General features: G+C 44.2%; 18 protein-coding genes. 14 read left to right on the plus strand and 4 right to left on the minus strand.

Going from position 1 to position 24,534, the window contains the following annotated elements:
* Position 1: 1 nt before the first annotated feature.
* Both ACMH5P_RS08790 and ACMH5P_RS08795 read left to right on the plus strand, forming a co-directional pair.
* Entirely contained in the window at positions 2-1,300 is a 1,299-nt protein-coding gene (locus tag ACMH5P_RS08790; RefSeq protein ID WP_459493996.1) for an amidohydrolase family protein, read from the plus strand.
* 75 nt (positions 1,301-1,375) lie between these two features.
* Positions 1,376-2,527, plus strand: coding sequence for a glycosyltransferase (locus ACMH5P_RS08795; protein WP_459493997.1), 1,152 nt, complete (start codon positions 1,376-1,378; stop codon positions 2,525-2,527).
* Here ACMH5P_RS08795 and recF read toward each other — a convergent pair.
* A complete protein-coding gene (recF, locus tag ACMH5P_RS08800; RefSeq protein ID WP_459493999.1) occupies positions 2,499-3,599 on the minus strand; it encodes a DNA replication/repair protein RecF in 1,101 nt (366 codons plus the stop codon). The two genes, ACMH5P_RS08795 and recF, sit on opposite strands and share 29 nt — an antisense overlap.
* Positions 3,600-3,738: 139 nt before the next feature.
* On the opposite strand from recF, the gene pdhA reads away from it, so the two are divergent.
* Positions 3,739-4,749, plus strand: a complete 1,011-nt coding sequence (gene pdhA, locus ACMH5P_RS08805) for a pyruvate dehydrogenase (acetyl-transferring) E1 component subunit alpha (RefSeq protein WP_459494000.1) — start codon at positions 3,739-3,741, stop codon at positions 4,747-4,749.
* A gap of 49 nt (positions 4,750-4,798) precedes the next feature.
* Here pdhA and uvrB read toward each other — a convergent pair whose 3' ends face one another.
* Positions 4,799-6,820: an excinuclease ABC subunit UvrB gene (uvrB, locus tag ACMH5P_RS08810; protein ID WP_459494002.1), complete on the minus strand. Its 2,022-nt coding sequence runs from the start codon at positions 6,818-6,820 to the stop codon at positions 4,799-4,801.
* Between the two features lie 82 nt (positions 6,821-6,902).
* Here uvrB and ACMH5P_RS08815 point away from each other — a divergent pair, with 82 nt between their 5' ends.
* Together ACMH5P_RS08815 and mazG are read left to right on the plus strand one after the other, a co-directional pair.
* The gene (locus ACMH5P_RS08815; RefSeq protein ID WP_459494004.1) at positions 6,903-7,754 is read left to right on the plus strand and encodes a glycoside hydrolase family 16 protein; all 852 of its coding nucleotides are present in this window, start codon (positions 6,903-6,905) and stop codon (positions 7,752-7,754) included.
* 2 nt (positions 7,755-7,756) lie between these two features.
* Positions 7,757-8,554 (plus strand): nucleoside triphosphate pyrophosphohydrolase, encoded by a 798-nt coding sequence (gene mazG, locus ACMH5P_RS08820; protein ID WP_459494005.1) that lies wholly within the window; start codon positions 7,757-7,759, stop codon positions 8,552-8,554.
* A 23-nt stretch (positions 8,555-8,577) separates the two neighbouring features.
* Here the strand turns inward: mazG and ACMH5P_RS08825 are convergent, their stop codons facing one another.
* Positions 8,578-9,717, minus strand: coding sequence for an aldose epimerase family protein (locus ACMH5P_RS08825; protein ID WP_459494006.1), 1,140 nt, complete (start codon positions 9,715-9,717; stop codon positions 8,578-8,580).
* Positions 9,718-9,864: 147 nt separating this feature from the next.
* Here ACMH5P_RS08825 and rpsA point away from each other — a divergent pair, with 147 nt between their 5' ends.
* From rpsA to ACMH5P_RS08860, 7 genes are all read left to right on the plus strand, one after another.
* Positions 9,865-11,685, plus strand: coding sequence for a 30S ribosomal protein S1 (rpsA, locus tag ACMH5P_RS08830; RefSeq protein WP_459494007.1), 1,821 nt, complete (start codon positions 9,865-9,867; stop codon positions 11,683-11,685).
* Between the two features lie 194 nt (positions 11,686-11,879).
* On the plus strand, positions 11,880-13,313 hold the full coding sequence (locus ACMH5P_RS08835) for a Gfo/Idh/MocA family protein (protein ID WP_459494008.1): 1,434 nt from the start codon (positions 11,880-11,882) through the stop codon (positions 13,311-13,313).
* Between the two features lie 76 nt (positions 13,314-13,389).
* Positions 13,390-13,896 carry a cupin domain-containing protein gene (locus ACMH5P_RS08840; protein WP_459494009.1) on the plus strand — a complete coding sequence of 169 codons (507 nt, stop codon included), beginning with the start codon at positions 13,390-13,392 and terminating at the stop codon, positions 13,894-13,896.
* A 101-nt stretch (positions 13,897-13,997) separates the two neighbouring features.
* Positions 13,998-14,603, plus strand: coding sequence for a TetR/AcrR family transcriptional regulator (locus ACMH5P_RS08845; protein WP_459494010.1), 606 nt, complete (start codon positions 13,998-14,000; stop codon positions 14,601-14,603).
* A gap of 50 nt (positions 14,604-14,653) precedes the next feature.
* Positions 14,654-15,943: a TolC family protein gene (locus tag ACMH5P_RS08850; RefSeq protein WP_459494011.1), complete on the plus strand. Its 1,290-nt coding sequence runs from the start codon at positions 14,654-14,656 to the stop codon at positions 15,941-15,943.
* A 7-nt stretch (positions 15,944-15,950) separates the two neighbouring features.
* A complete protein-coding gene (locus ACMH5P_RS08855) occupies positions 15,951-17,063 on the plus strand; it encodes an efflux RND transporter periplasmic adaptor subunit (protein WP_459494013.1) in 1,113 nt (370 codons plus the stop codon).
* 64 nt (positions 17,064-17,127) lie between these two features.
* On the plus strand, positions 17,128-20,499 hold the full coding sequence (locus ACMH5P_RS08860) for an efflux RND transporter permease subunit (protein ID WP_459494207.1): 3,372 nt from the start codon (positions 17,128-17,130) through the stop codon (positions 20,497-20,499).
* Between the two features lie 288 nt (positions 20,500-20,787).
* Here ACMH5P_RS08860 and ACMH5P_RS08865 read toward each other — a convergent pair whose 3' ends face one another.
* A complete protein-coding gene (locus ACMH5P_RS08865) occupies positions 20,788-21,354 on the minus strand; it encodes a hypothetical protein (protein ID WP_459494014.1) in 567 nt (188 codons plus the stop codon).
* Between the two features lie 354 nt (positions 21,355-21,708).
* Here ACMH5P_RS08865 and ggt point away from each other — a divergent pair, with 354 nt between their 5' ends.
* Together ggt and nagA are read left to right on the plus strand one after the other, a co-directional pair.
* Positions 21,709-23,397 (plus strand): gamma-glutamyltransferase, encoded by a 1,689-nt coding sequence (gene ggt / locus ACMH5P_RS08870; protein WP_459494016.1) that lies wholly within the window; start codon positions 21,709-21,711, stop codon positions 23,395-23,397.
* A 63-nt stretch (positions 23,398-23,460) separates the two neighbouring features.
* Positions 23,461-24,534, plus strand: a complete 1,074-nt coding sequence (gene nagA / locus ACMH5P_RS08875; RefSeq protein ID WP_459494017.1) for an N-acetylglucosamine-6-phosphate deacetylase — start codon at positions 23,461-23,463, stop codon at positions 24,532-24,534.

Consider the following 24,534-nt stretch of genomic DNA (forward strand, 5'->3'; position numbering starts at 1 on the left):
CATGAAAAAGCTATTAATACCTATATTTTGCTTCTTGGGCCTATCATTGATGGCGCAAGAAACGATGCACCCTTCTCCCGCACAAACGAAGAAAATCGTTATCACAGGGGCAACCTTGCATATTGGAAATGGACAAGTGGTTCAGAATGGAAGCCTTTCCATTGATAAAGGCAAATTGACCGTGTTGACTTCTGCGCCCGCTATTACAGGCGACGTGGAACACATCGACGCGACCGGTAAACATATTTATCCGGGATTGATTGCTCCGAATACCAACCTCGGATTGGTGGAGGTTAGTTCGACCAAATCAACCGTCGATTACGACGAATTAGGGGAAATGAACCCGAATATTCGTTCGATTGTGGCGTACAATACGGATTCCAAAGTGATCAATACGTTGCGATCAAACGGAATCTTATTGGCTCAAATTGTTCCGCAAGGTGGGTTGATTTCAGGTTCCTCCACGATTGTGCAGTTGGACGCTTGGAACTGGGAAGATGCAGCATATGTCCTTGACAACGGAATACATATTACGTTTCCTGCCTTGATCAATCGCCCGAACGGCGGAGGCGGCCGCAGAGGTGCTGATTCGGATGCCGTGAAAGCGGGATTGGAGCGCATCGAACAGGCGCGGGTATTCTTCCGTGAGGCAAAAGCTTACTTCAACGAGAAGACGCATGCGGCCGTGAATTTAAAGTACGAGGCTACGAAGGGTTTATTTGATCGTTCGAAAACGCTTTACGTGCATTGTGACCTCGTTAAGGAGATGTTAACGGCGATCGATTTTGCGAAGGAATTTAATTTCAAATTGGTTATCGCAGGAGGAGCAGACAGCTGGATGATTGCCGATATTTTGGCAGCCAATCAAGTAGCCGTTATCCTGCATGAGCCGCATGCATTGCCTGCAGCGGAAGATGATGCGGTGGACCAACCGTATAAAACAGGAGCTCAATTGCAGAAGGCTGGTGTTTTGTTTACCATTTGCCAAGATTCAGGTGATGGCTATACGCAAATTCGTAATTTGCCATTCATGGCCGGAACGATGTCAGCCTATGGCCTAACTCGCGAGGAAGCGTTATCAGCAATTACCTTGAACCCTGCTAAGATTTTGGGGATTGCAGATCGTACCGGAAGCTTGGAAACAGGCAAGGATGCGAACATCGTGATTTGTCAAGGGGATTTGTTGGATATGAAAACCAGCGTTGTGACGCATGCCTTTATTCAAGGCCGTGCGATCGACTTGGATAACAAGCATACGCAGTTGTACAATCGTTACAAATACAAGTACAACTTGAAGTAGTCAAATTAGCTTCTGGAAAAAGGTCGGTGACAGGTTTGCCGACCTTTTTTCATTTATTTAGTCTATTTTTGTTCAGTGAAACAACGAATTCTCCTTTTTGACACGATTTTAGATGGGCATCATCCAGCCTATTTAATTCATTTAATTGGCTATTACAGTACGCAGCCCGATGTCGAATTAATCGTCGCGACGGGTGAAGAATTTCAATCTAATTTCGCCAAACGTCAAACTTCCGAGCAATTACTTTGGGGAGAAAATGTGCGCTTTTATCCCATTGATCTTGTAACGATTCAAACTTTACACGACAGTCCCATATACCTTCGGTCCATTCGGGAGTGGAACATGCTGGTGGATATGGTGAAAGAATTGCAGGTAAGTCATGCGATGTTAATGTATGTTGACTACTTTCCGTTGGGGGTTTTATTGGGAAAGAAATCGCCGGTGCCTGTATCGGGAATCAGTTTCCGTCCACCACAAAAAATGCAAGGGCTTTTTGCTTTCCTTAAGCAGAAACTTTGGCAGGCCATGCTATCTTCCGGACAGATAGATCAAGTTTTTTCCATTGTTCATTCGGCAGTCCCTGTCATGAATCATTTAAGTGCGTACGCAACCGTGACCCCTTTAGCGGATCCCGTTGCACATTTGCCACTGACAGCTCAGCAAAAATCGGATTTCCGATTGAATTGTGATATAGCCAAGAACAAGAAGGTATTCCTCAATTTTGGGCAATTAGATCAGCGTAAGGGGATAGAAGCCTTCGTTGCCGCGTGTAAACTTCTTTCTCCCAAAGATTTGTCGGGCATCTGTTTACTTCTTGCGGGGCCGATTGAATTGAGCTACGCGCTGGAACTGGATGTACTTTTTCAGGAGATTCCGAATCTTCAGGTTGTGAAGTTATACGATTACCATAACTACCCGACGGTTGAATTGTGTTTTGATTTGGCGGACGTCGTATTGGTCACTTATCAAGATCACTTGGGAATGAGTTCTGTATTAGTGCGGGCTGCATTAGCGGGGAAACCGGTGATCGGAACGCGTGTTGGGACAATCGGCTTGACCATCAAAGACTATCATTTAGGCCTTGCGATTGATCCTTTAGATGATGCGGAATTTGCAGACGCGATTAAATCAAAGATCAAGACTGATCCAATGAAACAAGCGGATTTGGCACACCAAAATTCCGTGGAGGCTTTCGTGCTTACGATAGCGAAAGGTATTGAATCTTAGCACTTAAATCTTTCAATAGATTCTTGGTTCTTTCCGGTCGGGCATCCGTGATAAACACCTGCCCAAAATGGTCTTCTGCCATCATTTCAATTAAGCGCTGAATCCGTCGGTCATCTAGTTTATCGAAAATATCATCCAATAACAACAAGGGTTTTCTCGGCTTAACTGCCGTTAAGGCATCGAATTGAGCTAATTTAAGCGCAACGACAAAACTCTTGGTCTGTCCTTGGGAACCGTATTTTTTCAAGGGATATCCATTGATTTCAAATTCAAAATCATCCCGGTGTATCCCCACGGTTGTTCGTTGGGCAGCAAAATCCTGTCTTTCGGCCAGCTTAAGTGCCGCGTCTAATTGACCCGCCTCAAAAGTCGATTCCATGCGGATTAAAACCTGCTCTCGGTCGTCCGAGAGTGCGGCATAATGCGCTTGAAATCGCGGAAGGAAATCTTTCAAAAATTCACTTCGTGCGGCACGAATTGACTCTCCAAGAAGAACGAGCGGTTCATGGTAGCTGGCCAACATCAATGTATCCATCGTTCCGCTTTCTGCAAACATCTTCAGTAGACTGTTGCGTTGCTGCACGATGCGATTATAGCGAATCAGGTTTTCTAAAAACGTCCGATCTAATTGTGCCATGACCCCATCAAAGAATCGTCTTCGGGTATCCGAACTGTCACGAACTAGATCCGTGTCATGCGGGTCCATGAGGACAATCGGGAAATTTCCGATGTGGTCGGCTAATCGGGTGTAGGGCTTTTGGTCGCGTAGTAGTGCTTTTTTCTGGCCCTTTTGAACCGCGCAGGTAATCTGTGTTTCGGTTTCAGGCACGTGTTCGTCCTTTTGGAATACGAAACTACCTTGTATCATAAAGAAGGAATCTCCGTGCCGGATGCACAGCGGATCGGCTACACCGCGGGCACTTTTGGTCAAGGAAAGAAAATGAATGGCATCCAATAGATTCGTTTTCCCGATTCCATTTTCCCCCACGATGCAATTAATATTTGGGATGAAATCAAATTGCGCCTCCTCGTAGGACTTAAACTGTTTGACCTGTAAAGATTTTAGGTACATAGGGAGGAGCGAATGGGCACAATGCTGTAAAAATAAAGAATAATACGCGATTTTTTGGCTGCTTGCGTGTTTTGTTTTAATTTCGCCTTGATTTTGACGAGGGCATTTTCCTTCGACAACAAAAATTTCCGACCGACAAATGGCAAAGAAAGAAACACAAGCACCTAAGTATTCCAAAGAGACCTACATGTATTGGTATGAATCCATGCAGTTACAACGCAAGTTCGAAGAGAAATGCGGTCAATTATATGGAATGCAAAAAATCAAAGGTTTTTGTCACTTATACATTGGCCAGGAGGCTTGTTCTTCTGGATCAAAATCTGCCTTACGCGAAGGCGATAAATACATTACCGCTTACCGTGACCACGGTATTCCTTTAGCCTTGGGAACATCTCCTAACGCGATTATGGCCGAATTATACGGTAAAATTACAGGAGCTTCCAAAGGGAAAGGTGGTTCGATGCATATCTTCGATAAGGAAGTAGGTTTCGTGGGTGGACACGGTATCGTTGGGGCGCAAATCCCATTAGGTGCAGGTTTGGCATTCGCTGAAAAATATAAGAAAACAGGTAATGTTTCGATCACTTATTTCGGTGACGGGGCATCTCGCCAAGGTGCTTTGCACGAGGCCTTTAACATGGCAATGACTTGGAAATTACCTGCGATTTTCGTCGTAGAAAATAACGGTTATGCGATGGGTACTTCCGTTGCTCGTACGTCTAACGTAACGGAATTATACCAATTAGGGGAGGCTTACGACATGCCATCCGAGGCAGTTGACGCGATGGATGTGGAAGCTGTACACGAGGCAGTTTCTCGTGCAGCAGCTCGTGCTCGTGCGGGTGAAGGTCCTACGTTCTTAGAATTCAGAACCTATCGTTACCGTGGACACTCGATGTCAGATCCTCAAAAATACCGCTCAAAAGAAGAGGTTGAGGCCTACAAAGAGCGCGATCCAATCGAACAAGTGAAAGCACGTATTTTGGAATTTGGTATTGCGACGCAAGCTGATTTAGATGCGATCGATGCGAAGATCAAAATTCAGGTTCAAGAATCTGTTGATTTTGCGGAGGCGTCTCCATTCCCTACCGCGGATGAGGCATACAAAGATGTGTACGTTCAAGAAGATTATCCGTTTATCGTCGAATAATCTTGACGTTAATATAATTGAGAGGCACGGGATGATTTCCGTGCCTTTTTTATTCGACCAACATCTTGTCGATCGCCAATAATTCATCCCGGAATTTCGCAGCCAATGGGAAATCCAGCTCGCGTGCGGCACGTTCCATTTCCTTCTGAATGGATTCTTTTTGTTTCTTTAACTCAGGCTTACTCATGTAGGCCAATAATGGATCCGCGGCTTGAATCGATTCTTTCGGCGTAATGCCATAAGACTTCATCGGCTTCGCCATGCGATCCGCGATCGAAGTCTGCTCCATAATCTCATCATGACTACGCCAAATGGTTTTTGGTGTGATGCCATGCTCTTGGTTATAGGCCATTTGTTTCTCCCTTCTGCGATTCGTTTCCGAAATCGCCCGCTCCATCGAGCCGGTCATTTTGTCGCCGTACATGATTACCCGACCGTTTTCATTTCGCGCTGCCCGACCAATCGTTTGGATCAACGAACGGATATCACGTAAGAAACCTTCTTTGTCGGCGTCCATAATCGCCACCAAAGATACCTCTGGCAAGTCTAATCCTTCGCGCAATAAGTTCACCCCCACCAGCACATCGATCACGCCTAAACGCAATTCCCTTAAAATCTCCACCCGTTCCAGGGTCTTGATTTCCGAGTGGATGTAACGGCATTTGACCCCCACACGATCCATGTATTTGGAGAGTTCTTCCGCCATCCGTTTGGTCAAGGTCGTGATGAGTACGCGTTCTTTTTTCTTGATGCGGTCGTAAACCTCGTCCAATAAATCGTCGATTTGGTTTTTGGTCGGACGGACGTCTATCAAAGGATCTAACAAACCCGTAGGTCGGATGATTTGCTCGACCACCACACCTTCGGATTGCTTGAGTTCGTAATCGGACGGGGTGGCGGAAACGTAGATGGTTTGGCCTACAATATCTTCAAATTCTTGAAAAGTTAACGGTCGGTTGTCCATCGCCGATGGCAGACGGAATCCGTATTCGACGAGCGATTCTTTTCGGGACCGGTCGCCACCGTACATCGCACGGATTTGTGGCATGGTCACATGGCTTTCGTCCACGACCATCAGGAAATCATCGGGAAAGAAGTCGAGGAGGCAGAAGGGCCGCTGCCCAGGTTTCCGCTGATCGAAATAGCGGGAATAATTCTCGATGCCGGAGCAATAGCCCAGCTCGCGCATCATTTCTAAATCAAATTCGGTTCGTTGCTTAATTCGTTCGGCTTCTTGCAAACGGCCGTCTTTGCCGAAATAAGAAATCTGATTGACGAGGTCTGCTTGAATATCCGAGATAGCATTGTTCAAGGTCTCGCGGCCGGTGACAAATAGGTTGGCCGGGAAAATCGCGACCATCGTTTCTTTGGAAATTTTCTTGCCGGTCCAGGGATCGATGCGGTGTATCTCCTCGATTTCGTCGCCAAAGAAAATAACCCGGTAGCCGAAATCCGCATAGGCCAAAAAGATATCCACCGTGTCCCCTTTGACGCGAAAGGTACCTCGTAGGAATTCACCTTCGGTTCTCGAATATAGAATCTCGACGAGTCGGAAAAGAAACTGATTCCTTGAAATCGTTTCTCCCACACCAATGCGCATGATGGAATTTTTGTATTCATCGGGATTCCCCATACCGTAAATACAGGAAACGGAGGCGATGACGATGATATCTCGCCGACCGGACATGAGGGCCGCGGTGGTGGCGAGGCGAAGTTTTTCAATTTCTTGGTTGATCGACAAATCCTTTTCGATGTAGGTGCCGGTAGAGGCGATGAAGGCCTCGGGCTGGTAATAATCGTAATAGGAGATGAAATACTCGACTGCATTTTCGGGGAAGAAGGATTTAAATTCTCCGTAAAGTTGAGCGGCAAGAGTTTTGTTATGACTTAAAATCAGCGTCGGCCGATTGACTTCTTTGATGACATTCGCAATCGTAAAGGTTTTTCCGGATCCGGTCACGCCAAGAAGGGTTTGAGCTCTCTCTTCTTTCTGTAATCCTTCCACCAATTCCCGGATGGCATTGGGTTGATCCCCTGTGGGTTGATAGGACGATGCGATTTTAAATTCCATGTTCAAAAGTACATAATATTCGCTTGCGAAGAGTAGGATTTATCGGCTAAATACGCTTTTTTTGAGTCCTAAAATTCAACAAATGATCAAAAATCTTGCCCTCTTGGGAATCGCTTTTTTAGGTTGCTCCTCCAAAGAAGACCCTAAGCCTTTTTTGCCTACAGAACCCACAACACCGGTTGTGCCCAAAGTCTATACTTTTACGAAGGATCCGATTTGGGTGGATGAATTTGATACGCCTGGATTACCGAATGACAAGTTTTGGTCCTATGACGTTGGCGGTTCGGGATGGGGCAACAATGAGTTGCAATATTATACGAAAGCCGATTTAGATAATGCGCACATTGAAAATGGAATCTTGACCATCGAGGCAAGAAAGGAGTCCATTGGAGCAATGAATTATTCATCAGCGCGTATTGTCACGAAAGGCAAGCAAGATTTCTTGTATGGAAAAGTTGAGGTACGAGCGAAGATTCCAGCGGGTCGAGGCAATTGGCCGGCCATATGGATGTTGGCCAGTCAATCCGATTATGGCTCTGTTTATTGGCCGGATAATGGTGAAATTGACATTTTGGAACATGTGGGTTATAACCCGGGGGTGATGCATTTCTCGGTGCATACCAAAGCATTCAATCATGTGATTGGTACGCAAAAGACGGCTACGACACGATTAGATGATTTTGACAAAGAGTTTCATGTGTATACAATGGAGTGGACACCTCAAAACATCAAGTCCTACATTGATGGTAAGTTATATTTTACTTTTGAAAATTCGGGCAGGGGATTTGAGGAATGGCCATTTGATAAAAAGCAACACATCTTGTTGAACCTGGCCATCGGGGGTAACTGGGGAGGTCAGAAGGGCGTCGATGATACAATTTTCCCGAATAAATTTTTAATCGATTATGTCCGAGTTTACGGATTAAACCCTTAGGAATGAGATACCCAGCTGCGGCGGAAGCCTTTGATCGATTGTTGTGTGTGATGGATGATTTGCGTGAGAAGTGTCCATGGGATAAGAAGCAGACGATGGATACCTTGCGGCATTTGACGATCGAGGAGACCTATGAGTTGTCTGACGCGATTATGTCCAAGGATATGGCGGAGATTCGTAAGGAGATTGGGGATGTGATGCTTCACTTGGTTTTCTATAGCAAGATTGGTTCGGAGACGGGGGACTTTGATATTACGTCGGTACTTCATGGGATTTGCGAGAAATTGATTTCGCGGCATCCGCATATATATGGGGATGTGGTGGCAGAGACGGAGGAGCAGGTGAAGGCGAATTGGGAGGCCTTGAAATTGAAGGAAGGGAATAAATCGGTGTTATCGGGTGTTCCGGGTTCATTGCCGGCTTTGGTGAAGGCGATGCGGATACAGGAAAAGGCACGCGGTGCGGGCTTCGACTGGGAGGAAAAGGAACAGGTTTGGGAGAAGGTAGAAGAAGAGTTAGGCGAATTCAAGGAGACCTTTGTGGGAAAGGATTTGTCGTCAGCTCAAAAGGAAGAGGCAGAAGGCGAGTTAGGGGATTTGATTTTTAGCTTGGTGAATTTTGCACGTTTTGTCGATATTAATCCGGAGACGGCGGTTGAACGGACGAATCGAAAATTCATCCATCGCTTCCAACATTTAGAAAAGCGCGCGGCGGAAATTGGAAAAAGCTTGTCGGAGATGACCCTTGCCGAAATGGATGTCTATTGGAATGAGGCAAAAAAAACACCGCCAGGGGTTTAGTCCTCGCGGTGTGATGATTATCGTTATTTAACAGAAAACTGATAAACCGTTTTCGAGGTGTAGGTTTCCCCGGGACGTAAGACCGTTGAAGGGAAATTGGGTTTATTCGGGGAATCGGGATAGTGCTGTGTTTCTAGACAGAATCCCGTGCGCTTGTTGTATTTCGCACCATATTTACCGATCAGGTGACCATCTAAATTATTTCCGGTATAGAATTGAACACCGGGCTCGGTGGTGAATACTTCCATGACCCGACCAGATACTGGTTCCTCCACATGTGCGATTTTCGCATAAGCTCCAGGCGCTTTGTCGAAGGCATAGCAATGATCGTAACCACCACCGAAAGCGATTTGCTCATCCGCAGCATTAATCTCTAAGCCGATTTTTTTAGGGGATGTAAAATCAAAGGGTCCTCCTTTCACAGTTTTTACTTCGCCGGTTGGGATTAGGATTTTATCTACCGGAATAAAAAAAGGCGCATTCAGTTGGATCGTGTGATCAAGGACATCGCGCTTTACATTGCCGGATAGGTTGAAGTACGAGTGATTGCAAATATTTATGACAGTTGCCTGGTCTGTTTTTGCGGTATAATCCATCGCAATCGCGTTGTCTTCAGTAAGCGTATAGGTAACTTGAACCTCTAGGTTACCAGGAAAACCTTCTTCGCCATCTTTTGAAAGGTAAGATAGAGTCAGGCTTCCGGGTTTTTGGGAAAGCGTTTTCCATACTTTTTTATCGAAACCTTTGAGGCCGCCATGTAGGTGTTGGCCATTGTTTTGCGCCGCCAAGCTATAATTTTTACCATCTAGGCTGAATTTTCCGGCGGCGATGCGGTTTCCGTAACGTCCTACCACGGCTCCAAAGTAGGGAGAATCTTTGATGTAGTCGGCCACGCTATCGAATCCCAAGACAACGTCCTCGATGACTTTGTTTTTGTCGGGCACCATGATTTTGGTAATGATGGCTCCGTAGTTCATGATTTGCACCTCCATGCCGTGCGCATTTTTTAAGGTATACAACGTTACGGCTTCGTGGTTGGGTGTTTGGCCAAAGGGTTTTTCCGAGTTTAACATATTGGTTTTAAGAGGTTTAGATTGTGCCATTCCCATAAAAAAGGTGCAAGCAAAAAAGGCTGTAGTAAGCCATATAACGGTTTTTTTCATGGTCAATAGGTTATTGAACTTCCAATTTAGCTTTTTTGCTTGAAAATAAAATTTTTCTTCCTACCTTTGCACCCCAATTTAAAAATTGTTTTACACTTAATTTCAGCACGTTAGCCCAGCGTGTTGATGTATCTAGGGCAAGCACATATGTCAAAAGTTAAAAAAGATTTCGACTGGGATTTAGTTGAAGGAAAAGGATTTGGTGGTAACTATACTGCGGATCAAAAAGCACAAATGGAGGCAGCTATTGAGGCTACTCTAAACTCGGTAACTGAGAAGGAAGTTGTGAAGGGGGTTGTTGTGAGCAAAACAGACCGTGAAGTAATCGTCAACATTGGATTTAAGTCTGATGGTTTAGTATCTGCATCTGAATTCCGCGATATGCCGGATTTGAAAGCAGGCGACGAGGTAGAAGTATACATTGAGAATCAAGAAGATTCAAATGGCCAATTGATCTTATCTCGCAAATTAGCGAAGGTAATGGGTGCTTGGACGAACATTGAGAAGGCTTTGGAAGAAGACACAATCATCAATGGTTTCGTGAAGCGTCGTACAAAAGGTGGTTTGATCGTAGATATTTTTGGAATCGAGGCGTTCTTGCCGGGTTCTCAAATTGATGTGAAGCCAATCCGTGATTTCGATATTTTTGTTGGCAAGAATATGGAAGTTAAGGTGGTTAAGATCAACCATACGAATGACAACGTAGTTGTATCTCATAAAGTATTGATTGAGAAGGATCTTGAGGCGCAACGTCAATTGATCTTGAACAACTTAGATAAGGGTCAAGTATTAGAAGGTGTAATCAAAAACATGACTAACTTCGGTGTGTTCATCGATTTAGGTGGTGTTGATGGTTTATTGCACATTACAGATATCTCGTGGGGACGTATCAACCACCCACAAGAGGTGTTGAAATTAGATCAAAAAATCCAAGTGGTTGTATTAGACTTTGATGAGAACAAGAAGCGTATCTCATTGGGTATGAAGCAATTACAAGCACATCCTTGGGAAGCTTTAGCGGCTGAGGTTGAGGTTGGATCAAAAGTAAAAGGTAAAATCGTTAACGTTGCGGATTACGGTGCTTTCTTAGAAGTATTGCCAGGCGTTGAAGGTTTGATCCACGTTTCTGAGATGTCATGGTCTCAGCACTTGCGTAACCCACAAGATTTCTTGAAAGTAGGCGATGAAATGGAGGCGGTTGTGTTGACATTGGATCGTGCTGAGCGCAAGATGTCCTTAGGTATCAAGCAATTGACCGAAGATCCTTGGAACAAGACAGACTTATTGTCTAAATATGCAGTAGGTACGAAGCACAAGGGAACTGTTCGTAACTTGACTAACTTTGGTTTATTCCTTGAGTTAGAAGAGGGTATCGATGGTTTGGTACACGTATCTGACTTGTCATGGACAAAGAAAATCAAGCATCCATCTGAATTCGTTAAAGTTGGCGATTCATTAGATGTTATCGTGATTGAATTAGACGCGGACAACCGTCGTTTAGCATTAGGTCACAAGCAATTAGAAGAGAATCCTTGGGATACGTTTGAAAGTGTATTCACAGTAGGTTCTGTTCACAAGGCAACTGTTATTTCGAAAAATGACAAGATGGCGACTTTAGAGTTACCTTACGGTATCGAAGGTTTGGCTCCATTGAAGCAATTGACGAAAGCAGATGAGTCGGTAGCTGAAGCGGGTGAGGCATTGGATTTCGTAGTAACTGAATTCCACAAGGATGATCGTAAGATTATTCTTTCGCACACACGTACATTCTCAGGTGCGCCAGTTGAAGAAGTAAAAGTAGAGAAGAAAAAAGCAACGAAAACAACCGAGAAGACGGCAACAGTTACAGCTGAGAAGTCGACCATGGGAGATATCGGAGCTTTATCTGCTTTGAAAGAGCAAATGGAAGGTGCTGAGCGTGAGCAAGCGATCAAAAAATTAGAGAAGAAATCTAAGAAAGCAGAGTAATATTTGTTTTAAGTTTTGATCAAAAGGGGATTCGGAAACGAATCCCCTTTTTTTGTGCTATCCTGAAATTAGCCGACAGATTTGTAAAATTTCAAGAAATAGATTGCTTATTTCGGGGCAATTTGTCAAATTGTAGTCTTGATGCCAAATGCAGGAATTCTGTGGGCATCGGAGTCATCTAAATCAATTAAACTATGGGAAATAATTCACGGAGAGACTTTCTAAAAAAGGCCGGTTTGGCAGCGGGCAGTTTTTACATTGTTCCGAGGCATGTATTGGGTAAGGGCTTTACAGCACCTTCCGACAAGTTAAACATTATGGGTATCGGTGCCGGCGGTAAAGGCCAAAGTGATATCATGAACTCATTTAACAAGGGCAAGGAAAACATCGTTGCTTTGGTAGATGTGGATGATCGCCGCGCGGTTCAGTCGCGGAAGGATTTCCCGAAAGCGAATTATTACCGTGATTTCCGCAAGGCATTGGATGCGGAAGGTGATAAGGTAGATGCAGTGATTGTTTCGACACCGGACCATACGCATACTACGATTGCCATGGAAGCGATGCGTCGCAAGAAGCACGTTTATGTACAAAAACCATTGACGCATGACATCTACGAGGCCCGTATGATGACGGAGAAAGCTCGTGAAATGAAAGTCGTGACGCAAATGGGTAACCAGGGTTCTTCAGGAGACGGTGTTCGTCAAATGATTGAGTGGTTTGATGGAGGTGTGATTGGTAAAGTATCCGAAGTATTGGTTTGGACGAATCGTCCGGTTTGGCCACAAGGAATTTCTTATCCAGCTGCTGGACATCCTGTACCGGCGGAATTGGATTGGGATTTGTGGTTAGGACCATCAAAATATCGTGAATTTAATCCAGCATTTGTTCCATTTAAATGGCGTGGATGGTGGGATTATGGTACAGGTGCTTTAGGTGATATGGGATGTCACTTATTAGATCCTCCATTTAAAGTATTGGGAATTCGGGATGCCTTGAACGTCGAATGTTCCGTAGGTTCTGTATTCTTAACGGATTGGGTTCCGGAGTGGATTCCAGAAGGATGCCCTCCGTCGTCAATGGTAACCTTGAATTATGGACCATCTGCGAAGAACAAGTCGAACGTGAAGTTGACATGGTTTGATGGCGGTCTTCGTGCTCCACATCCTGCAGGTATCCCTGCGACAGAAATTATTGGAGATCCAGATGGAACTAATGGCGTGATTTTGATCGGATCGAAAGGAATCATGACCTGTGGTACTTATGGTATGTATCCAAAGGTATTCAAGGATGGTAAGCGTGTGGATGAGGCAGATCTCCCAAAAGCTAAATTACCTCGCGTTGAGGGCGGTGCCGGTGGCCACAATACGCAATGGGTAGAGGCTTGTAAAGCAGGCTTTGGCAACATGGAAGTTAGTTCTCCATTCGATTACGCGGGTCCATTTACCGAGTCGGTATTGATGGGTAACTTAGCCATTCGTTCGTACATGTTGCGTGAAGGCGAAGGCCGTAATGCGAAGTACATTGGACGTCAACAATTAGAGTGGGATGCGGCGAATATGCGCATTACCAACTTTGAAGCGGCCAATCAATTTGTGAAACGCGAATACCGCGCGGGTTGGACAATGTAGGTATCAATTACTTGATATATTGAAAAGACGGGGGTTCTCTCCCGTCTTTTTTTTATTTTTGTAAAAATATTCATCTATGCAATTAAGCGCTACCGAAGCAAATCAAGTTTTCCAACAAGTCGAATCGTTTATCCTAGAAAACGGATATACCATTGTTGACCATGATTTTTCTCGACCTTGGGGTGGTTTTTTTGTATTAGATGAAAGCCAGTCGGCTCAATTCGCTGCCCAGTTTTTCCCGGGTATATCCTTGGACTCGATTCAAATTACCCAAAAGTTGAGCCCCAAGTTTTTAGTAGTAGCTCCCAATAAACGTCTTTCTTGGCAATACCATTTTCGCCGTGCCGAGTTATGGTCAGTGACCTACGGTCCCATCGGCGTAGCTATTTCAGATACCGATGAACAATCCGAGCCAGGTATTTATCAGGTGAACGAGATCATCACTTTGCCCGTGGGTCAGCGGCATCGCCTTGTGGGTTTAGATCAATGGGGAGTGGTTGCTGAGATCTGGCAACATACGGATGCGGCTAATCCGTCTGATGAATCGGACATCGTTCGTTTACAAGATGACTTCGGCCGTTAATCGATTTTACAAGCCGTTCATCTAAAAATAATACAAGAAAACTTTGTAGTCTTAAAAAGTTTCCATAGTTTTGCTCCTCACTTCATCAGGTGGACTAGCAAATGAAATCACGTATTTTAGAAAAAGGAACCCAATTATTCTTTCGTTACGGCGTCAAGTCGGTAACGATGGACGCGATTGCCGCGGAATTAGGCATTTCTAAAAAAACGATTTATCAACATTTTCCTGATAAAGACGCCATGGTCCTTCAGGTCGTGGATGCCTTTATCGAAAAGGATGAAGTCAAATGGGTTGAGCTGGATAAGCGGTATCCCAATGTCATCGAGAAGATGTTCAAGTCCTTCGAAATGGTGAAGGAAATGTTGATGCAAATGAACCCCCGTTTGCTTTTCGAGATCGAAAAATATTTCCCTGCGGCCTATGCTCGTTTTAGAGAATACAACGAACGAGGGATACACGCGCATCTTGTGTTAGATTTTAAGAAGGGCATGCAGTTTGGCTACTTCCGAAAAGACATTGATGTGGAATTGCTTGCCCGACTTCGTATGGCGGAAGTAGGCTTAGTCTTTAATCCCGATTTTTACCCTGAAAACAAATTATCGCTTTTTGAAACTCAAATGATTCTCATGGATATTTTCATGCGTGGCATTTTGACAGAGAAAGGTTTAGTTCTATACAATTCATACCAAAACAACCCTCAAATATGATCCGTCTAAGAAAAATCTGTGCCGGTCTATTTTTACTGAGCTCCTTCAGTATGAGCGCGCAATCCTTCAGCTTAAAAGAAGCGGTGGATTATGCTGTCGTACATCATGTGCAGGTAAAAAATAGCCAAATCGACTTGCAAAATGCAAGCGCGAAAATTAATGAGATCAGAGCCATTGGCTTACCTCAAGTGAGTGCTTCAGTGGGTTATGGAAATGCATTGATTTTACAACGTGTTTTCATTCCTGCCAACCTATTTAACCCCGCTGCCAAGCCCGGCGAGTTAATCGCTGCGAAGTTTGGTGTGACCAATTCGGGTTCCACCAGCGTGGCTGTTAACCAACTTCTCTTTGATGGAACTTACCTATTAGGCTTGAAGGCATCGGAAGTTTACAAAGATTTATCCGTAAAAAACTTAACACAATCCAAGCAACAAGTTGCTGAGAATGTGATGAAAGCGTATTACGGAATACTTGTCAATGAGAAACGCCTTTCCATTTTACAAGCTAACGTCGGCCGACTGGATACCTTGTTGAAGGAAACAAAAGCGCTTAATGCACAAGGATTTGTCGAAAAAATTGACGTACAACGTTTGGAAGTGCAGGCGAATAACTTGCGTACGGAACTGGAAAATGTCTACCGTCTTCAGGAGTTGAGCTATTCGCTATTGAAATTCCAGATGGGGTATCCGATGGAAACGCCAATCCGCCTAGCAGAAACATTGGAGCAAATCGAATTGAGTAATCGCCTATTGGATGATCAAGATTTACCCTTCAACTACGGAAATCGCATTGAATATTCCATTTTGAAAACCCAAGAAAGTTTAGCTGAGCTTGATTTAAAAAGCATAAAAGCAGGTTATCTACCTCGCTTGGTAGCCGGCGCTAATTATGGTTACAATGCGGGAGCGAACAGCTTTGGTGATTTGGTATCAAAATCTTGGTTCGATAATGCGACCATTAGCTTTGGTATTCAAATTCCAATCTTCGACGGATATTCGAAAAAATACAAGGCGATTCAATCAGCAAATAACTTACAAAAGGTTCGTCAAAGCTTTGACTTGTTGAAGTCGTCTATCGACTTACAACGCAGCCAGTCAATCATTTCCTTGAAAAATGCCTTGGAGTCCTTGAAAGAGCAAAAAGCAAATCTTGATTTGGCCAATGAAATTTCGCGCGTAACCCGAGTGAAATACACCCAAGGGGTTGGTTCAAACTTAGAAGTCTTAAATGCCGAGACATCCATTAAAGAATCACAGGCAAATTACTTTACTGCACTCTACAATGCCTTAATCGCGAAAGTAGAACTTGCAAAATCAAACGGAACTCTATACTCAGAATAATACGAACATGAAAAAAATAACTATCCTCCTAAGCGCCATTATCTTATTTGCGGCATGCAATAAGTCGGCCGACAAAAAAACCGAATTGGCCAACCTAAAAGCGGAAGCCAAAGAAATTAACGCGAAAATCGCTGCCTTAGAAAAGGAAATGGGTGCTGGAAAAGAGACGGCGTCCACGAAAGTGATTGCCGTATCGGTTACCCCGATCGCCCCTTTGACATTCAAACACTTTGTGGAAGCCCAAGGAAATGTGGTTGCTGAAAATACCGTATTGGTTAGCCCACAAACGGGTGGCATGATCGTTAGTTTGCCAGTGGTGGCGGGCCAACAAGTTTCAAAAGGCCAATTGATTGCAACCTTGGACAACAGCATCTTGAAGGAGTCGATGGAAGAGGTGAAACACCAATTGGATTTGGCGAAGACCTTGTTTGAGAAGCAAAAGACGCTTTGGGACCAACAAATCGGAACCGAGGTTCAATATTTAAGTGCGAAGTCTAATAAGGAATCCTTGGAGAAGCGTTTGGTAACTTTGCGCGCTCAATTAGGAATGTCACGCGTGGTGGCTCCGATTTCTGGAACGATTGAACTTGTTCGTCAAAAGGCGGGTGAAATGGCTGCTCCTGGTATGCCAATCGTTCAAATCGTGAATTTGGGCAACTTGAAAATTTCTGCAAAAATTGCTGACTCTTATGTAGGTTCTGTGAAGCAAGGCGATCCAATCGCGATCAAATTCCCAGATATCAACAAAGAAATTACGGCGCGTATTTCCTTGGTTTCGAAAATGGTTAACCCATTAACGCGTACGTTTGATATCGAAGCTCGAATTCCAAATGCAGGTGGCGACTTGAAGCCGAATCAATTGGCTGTCATCAATATCAATGACTTGTCAAAAGCGAATGCCTTGGTAGTTGATGAAAACATCATTCAGAAAACAGAAAAAGGAAGTCTCGTGTACGTTGCGGTAACTGAAAATGGAAAGAAAGTAGCGAAAGCGCGTGTGATTACGATTGGTTTGACTTACAATGGTCAGGCGGAAGTAGCAAGCGGTTTGCAAGCTGGCGATTTGATCATTACACAGGGCTACCAAGATTTAGTGGACGGACAAGCTATTTCATTCTAAATCAACCATGGAGAAGAATTTGAAGAACGAGCAACTGCCCGAGGGGAAAGGCTTGATTTATAATATGGTCGGCTGGTTAGGCCAAAACCGAACCACTGTTTACATATTTACTTTTATCATTTTTGTCGCAGGTTTGGGAATCTATTCCAGCCTACCGAAAGAGCAATTTCCAGATATCGTCGTACCGCAAATGGTCGTTCAGACCGTTTATGCAGGAACTACGCCAGCGGATATTGAGAACACGATTAATAAACCGATCGAAAAGCAATTGAAATCGGTCACGGGCATCAAGAGTGTGAAATCGAACGCACTGCAAGATATCTCCGTCATCATCGTCGAGTTTAATACCGATGTCGAGGTACCCGTTGCCAAACAGCGCGTGCAAGATGCTGTCGATAAGGCGAAAAACGATTTGCCGAAAGATTTAACACGTGATCCTTCGGTAGCAGAAGTGAACTTCTCGGAGTTCCCGATCATGAACATCAACATCGCCGGAGATTATCCCTTGGACAAGTTGAAGAAATACGCCGAAGATTTACAAGACGAGATCGAAGGGATGCCTGAAATCACGCGTGTGGATATCGTGGGTGCTTTGAAGCGGGAGATTCAAGTGAACTTGGATTTGTATAAAATGCAGAGCTATGGCTTGACGTTTTATGATATCCAACAAGCTGTACAGGGCGAAAACGTGAACATTTCTGGTGGTGATCTAGACGTGAATGGCGTTCGTCGCTCCCTACGTGTGGTCGGAGAATTTAAGTCGGTGGATCAATTAGCGAATCTAATGGTTGGCTCATCCACGGGCGCTCGAGTTCGATTGAAAGACGTGGCGGATGTCCGTGATGGATTTGAAGAGAAGCAAGATTTTGCCCGCTTGGATAATAAATCAGTGATTACCTTGAACGTTATTAAGCGTAGTGGGGCCAACTTGATCAATGCGGCTGACCGTATCGAAAAGACGATCGAAGAGTATCGTGAGTCGCGTTTCCCTGCAGGCTTGGTGGTTTCCATCACCGCTGACCAGTCGGAGCGTACGCGTGGTGACTTAGCAGATTTGATTAACACGGTTATCCTCGGATTTATCTTTGTGGTTATCGTATTGATGTTCTTTATGGGTGTTCGCGATGCGGCATTCGTGGGACTTTCCGTTCCATTGTCGGCCCTCCTGACTTTCTTATTCATGCCGGGTCTTGACTTTACCTTGAATACGATCGTGTTATTCGCGTTCTTATTAGGTTTGGGAATTGTGGTAGATGATGCGATTGTGGTCATTGAGAATGCACACCGTTTGTTCAACAACTTTAAGAAATTGACGATTACGGAGGCAGTTAAATTAGCCGCGTCTGAGGTATTTGTTCCGGTATTAACGGGTACGTTGACAACGATCTCTCCATTCTTGCCGTTATTATTCTGGCCGGGCATCGTGGGTGAGTTCATGAAGTTCTTGCCAATCACCTTAATCATTACCTTGTTTGCATCCCTTTTCGTGGCTTATGTGATGAACCCGGTTTTTGCGGTTTCCTTCATGAAGCGCCATGACGAAGAGGTGAATGATGTAAAGTTCCCGAAGTTCGAAGATATTCGTCGCACAGTATTCATCTTATTGAGCTTGACGATATTCGGATACGTGATTGGATTCGGATTGGGCCATTTTGGTTTTGGAAACTTTGGTTTATTGGCCTTGGTATTGTATGTTTTCAATCACTTTATTGTAACGCCAAAATGGGTAGTTCCATTCCAAGAAAATACCTTGCCGGCATTTAAGAATTCGTACCGTCGGGTGATTTCCTGGGTATTGGAAGGCCGTCGTCCGGTATATGCAACAATTAGTGCATTTGGGTTATTGGTGGCGACGATTGTCTTGTTGGGCATCGTTAAGCCAAAAGTAATTTTCTTCCCAGCATCGGATCCCGATTATATCTACATCTATTCGAAAATGCCAATCGGTACGGATTCCAAAGTAACGGATTCGGTAACGAAGGTGGTGGAGCAACGTGTTTTTGCCTTTATCAAAAAGGAGAATGCAGGTAAGGCGGTTAATTCCGTGATTTCCAACGTAGGAAAAAATGCGGGAGATCCGATGAATCCGGATCGTGGAGCCACGCCACACAAGAGTAAGGTAACCATTGCTTTTGCACCGAAGCAAGAGCGTGGGGATATTTCTTCCGGTGTTTTGTTGGAGAAAATCCAAAAGGAATTCTTCGAGAAGCCTATTCCAAGTGTTGAGATGGCGATTGAGCGTGAGGCTAAAGGTCCTCCGACAGGTAAGCCTATCTCCATTGAGATAGCGGGGGATGACTTTGCTGTCTTACAAGAGTTGGAGCAGAAAGTTCGTAAAGTAATTCAGAAATCGGGTATTGAAGGTATTCAAGAATTGAAATCTGATTTAGTAACGAACAAGCCCGAAATCATCATCGACGTGAATCGTGAAAAAGCGAGTCGGGAGGGTATCTCCTCTGCGCAAGTAGCGATGGCGGTTCGTACTGGATTGTTCGGAGCGGAGATTTCGAAGTTCCGTGATGTGAAAGATGAGTATCCAATCCAATTGCGATTGAAGGGGGATTCACGTAATCAAATCGAGAAGTTATTATCGATGAATGTGACCTACCGCGACATGAACATGGGTGGTGCTTTGCGCCAGGTTCCATTGAATTCGATCGCAGATATTCGTTATGCCACTTCATTTAGTCAGATCAACCGGAAGAACCAGGAACGTGTCGTTACCTTGGGATCCGATGTGGTTCAAGGCTATAATGCGAATGAGATTGTAGGCGAATTAGAGTCTTTATTTGAGACGATGGAAATGCCGCAAGGTTATAAGATTCGTATGGGCGGTGAGCAGGAGCAGCAGAAGGAATCGGGTGAATTCTTGGGGATCGCTTTCTTGGCGGCCTTGGTATTGATTTACTTGATTTTGGCAACGCAATTTAATTCAGCGGTGAAACCATTCATCATTTTTGCAACGATCTTGTTATCATTGATTGGGGTATTCTTGGGCTTCATGGCCTTTGGGATGACCTTCTCGGTAATCATGTCTGGGGTGGGTATTATTGCCTTGGCTGGTATCGTTGTAAAGAACGGTATCTTGTTGATTGAGTTCATTGAAGAGTTACGTTTCAAGCGTGGCTACGATTTGAAAGAGGCGATTATTGAAGGGGGTGGCATTCGTTTGACTCCGGTCTTGTTGACAGCATCAGCTGCGGTATTGGGCTTGATCCCATTGGCAGTTGGTTTGAGCATCGACTTCGTAGCGATGTTTACCGAGTTGAATCCACATATTTTCTTTGGATCTGAGTCGGCCGACTTCTGGGGCATATTAGCTTGGACGATCATTTTCGGATTGACGTTCTCGACCGTATTGACCTTGGTCATCGTACCGTGTATGTATTACATTTCGGAGCGGATAAAGCAGAAGTTTTTTCCAAACCGCGTTTAGTTAATTTGGAGGTTCAAATTTTAAAAACCCTCGAACATTGTTCGGGGGTTTTTTGTGTTTAATGAATTCTGTTGAGTTCCCAAAACTTTATTAGGGAATAGATGATAAGTCCAAAGATAGGTACGCCTAAAATTAGTAGTATAACAATTGATTTTTGAAAGGTTGTAGTTAAACTATTTGAAATAATTTGTTGAATAGCTTTTAAAACTAATTTGATGTAAAGTATCAATGCGGCCGCGATTATTATTCTGAATAAAATGGCGGCAGTTGGGGATAAAAAAGACATGGCTAATGGTCTGTATAACATTTAAAAGTTGAAATGGTGACACATCCAATGGATTCGTAAAAACAAGAGGTGCTTGTTCCAAGTAATTTGCATTTATATGTTTCAATGAGAGAGCCTGCGCCTTTTCTTGTTTCAAGTTCATCATCGATGGATTGTTCTCGTGTAAATCCCCAACCGATGATATATCCATAATAATCTCTCCCAATGGGGGCATCATATTCGGATTTAAGATTTGAATTATGATTAAAATAAGGGTTGGAAATTCGTAATTCATCATAGAAGTTTGATAAAATCATGATAACGATTCGTTGCCGGTTAGTTAATTCTACTAAATTATTTTGGCCAATAATTTTTTCATTATACTTAAAAGTAAACTTTTTTGAAGATCCGTCAACTGAAATGTAAGCCCTCGTGCCCCAACTTTGTAAATAGGTTGAAATTGAATAGCGCGAAGGTGATTCCTTTTTGAAAACGATTTCGGTATTATCTAAATTCATATTTTCGCCGTTGACCATGGTTTTATTACCTTCCACTTTAAATGTAATTTCATTCGGTTTTGTATGTTTCATTTTTTGTACCTCGCAATTCCCAAAACATAACTAATTTTTGAAATGTCAGATTTGACCGAATCAAATGCGATTTCCTTGGCTATTATTTCATTGATTTCATCATTTCTTAAAACTAAATTTTTTGAAATACAACTCTGTAGCGTGGCAAACAATCCAATTATAATAATGGAGTGGATAATGTTTGTATAGATATTTAGGTATGTTTTCATAGTAATTAGATGGTTATGTTAAGATAATAGGTGAAATTTTAGTGCTCAAGTTAACATTCATGACTCCGAATTGTTATTCTATTTAAGACTATCAGGATTGTATTTTCAAAACGAAAGGTTAATTTACCTTTACAAAATCAACGACATGAAAAAACTGCTTCTATTAATTTTATTGCCACTTCTCGGGAGCGCGCAAGACCGAAACTATGGCAAACTTTGGGCGACACGCTCACAGGTCATCGCCCAAAACGGTATGGCAGCGACCTCTCATCCACTATCGACTCAAGCCGCTTTGGATGTACTTAAAGCAGGCGGAAACGCCATCGATGCAGCCATTGCAGCCAATGCCATGGAAGGTGTGGTGGAACCGCATGTGAATGGTATCGGGGGTGATTTGTTCGCCATTGTTTGGGATGCCAAAACCAAGAAATTATATGGCTTGAACGGCTCAGGTCGTTCCCCCAAATCATTAACACTCGCAGAGTTTAAAAAGCGTGGCTTGACGCATATTCCTTCCACAGGACCCCTACCCGTTTCTGTGCCTGGGGCCGTGGATGCTTGGTTTGAATTGCATAAGAAATTCGGTTCCATGCCTATGAGCAAGATTTTGAATGCTGCTGTTTCCTACGCCCGCAATGGCTTCCCAGTACACGGCGAATTCGCATCGGCATTAACGCGTGTGGAGGCCAATTATGGCAAGTTTCCCAATGTGGCACAACATTATTATCCAAGCGGAAAAGTGCCCGGAGAAGGGGACATCTTTAAAAATCCTAACCTAGCGAACACGTTGGAAAAGATAGGTAAGGAAGGCCGAGATGCCTTTTACAGGGGGGATATGGCTCGTACGATGGATGCCTTTATGAAGAAGAATGGGGGATTTTTGAGCTATGAGGATTTAGCCACGCATACATCTACCTGGATCGATCCCGTTTCTGTGAATTACCGAGGCTATGACGTTTGGGAATTACCTCCAAATGGACAAGGCATTGCCGCTTTACAGATGTTGAATATCTTGGAAGGCTACGACTTTTCTAAAATCAAGTTGGGCTCCGCGGAACACGTTCACCTATTTACCGAAGCGAAAAAATTGGTATTCGAAGACCGTGCCAAATATTATGCAGATCCAGAGTTCGCTAAAATTCCCGTGCAAAGTTTAATCTCCGAAGCGTATGCTGCGGAGCGCCGGAAATTAATCAATCCCAATCGGGCTTCGAAGCACTTTGATGCAGGTAATCCAGCATTGAAGGATGGGGATACGATTTATTTGACGATTGCCGACAAAGACGGTAACATGGTATCCTTGATTCAAAGTAATTACCGAGGATTTGGTTCGGGGATGATGCCGGACGGCTTGGGCTTTATGTTCCAGGATCGTGGGGAGTTATACAGCTTAACAGAAGGCGAGAACAATACCTATGCGCCGGGTAAGCGGCCGTTCCATACGATTATTCCAGCGTTTATGACGAAGGATGGCCAACCGGTGATGAGTTTTGGTGTGATGGGTGGAGCGTTCCAACCGATGGGTCATGTGCAAATCGTGATGAATGTGGTTGATTTTGGAATGAATGTGCAGGAAGCAGGGGATTATCCACGGATTAACCACGAAGGTTCTTCAGAGCCGACTGGCGAGAAGATGGAGCCTACGGGCGGTATGATTACGTTAGAGCACGGCTATCCTTATGAAGTGATTCGTGAATTATTACAAAAGGGTCACCAAGTAGGATATATGAACGGTATCTATGGGGGGTATCAATGCATTCGCTGGGACCCTGTTCGTAAAGTATATTTTGGTGCGACCGAGTCGCGGAAGGACGGTCAAGCAGCTGGTTACTAAACCCCACTTTACCTTTGGCAATCCTTCCCGGTTTGCCAAAGGTAGTGGTTGAAATTCAAAAATATGATTAATAAACTGATTTTCGAGCGCGTATTTACGGGCTATGAATGGCTCGAAAACCAGGCAATTTCATTCGAGGACGGACAGATCAAATCCATGCAGATGGAGACGGGTGGCGTGTCGGAGGGATTCTTGGTTCCCGGGTTTATTGATTTACAAGTTTATGGGGGTGGGGGAATTTTATTTTCGAATCATCAAACGGAGGAGGCCATTCAATCGACCTTTGAGGAACATTCAAGGAAAGGTACGATTGCCTTTCAAATTACCCTGAATTGTTCTCCGAAGCCCGCGATGTGGCAGGCGATTGATGCGTGTAAATCCTATCAAGGGAAAGGCTTGGTCGGGCTTCATTTAGAGGGGCCATTTTTTAATCCTGTCAGACGCGGGGCGCACCAAGAGGCCTTTGTTCAAAAGCCCACGAAGGAATTTGTGCAGGAAATCATTGATCGAACACAAGGTCTCCCGACCTACCTGACGATTGCCCCTGAGATGTTTGAAGCCGAGGTATTGGACTTGCTGAAAAGCAGTTCTATCCTGTGCTCGATGGGCCATTCGGATGCGACGTATGAAGTGGCCCAACAAGCTGGAATCTCTCGAATCACGCATTTATTTAATGCCATGTCACAATGGCAAAGTAGAGCGCTCGGTTTGGTGGGAGCTAGTTTCCGCTCGGACGCTTGGACGAGTATTATTGCGGATGGCTTGCATTGCGATTTTGAATCTTTGCGATTGGCGAAGCAATTGAAAGGCGACAAATTGTTTTTGATTACCGATGCAGTCACGCATGACGAGTCGGGCCCCTACATCTTCAAAAAAGTGGGTAATCGATTCACCAATGACGACGGCGTGCTTTCAGGCTCCGCATTGACCATGGACGAGGCGATTCGAAATTGTGTTCAAAAAGCGGGAATCTCGACCGAGGAGGCTGTTCGTATGGCCACACTATATCCTGCCGAAGTTGCGAATTTGACTAATTTGGGAAGTATTGAGGTAGGGAAACGTGCTTGTTTTGTTCACTTAAATGATGCTTTAGAGGTTCAGCAAGTTTGGTATGATGGGGAAGCTTTGATAAATTAG

This window comes from Aquirufa sp. 5-AUSEE-100C1, from assembly GCF_054558655.1.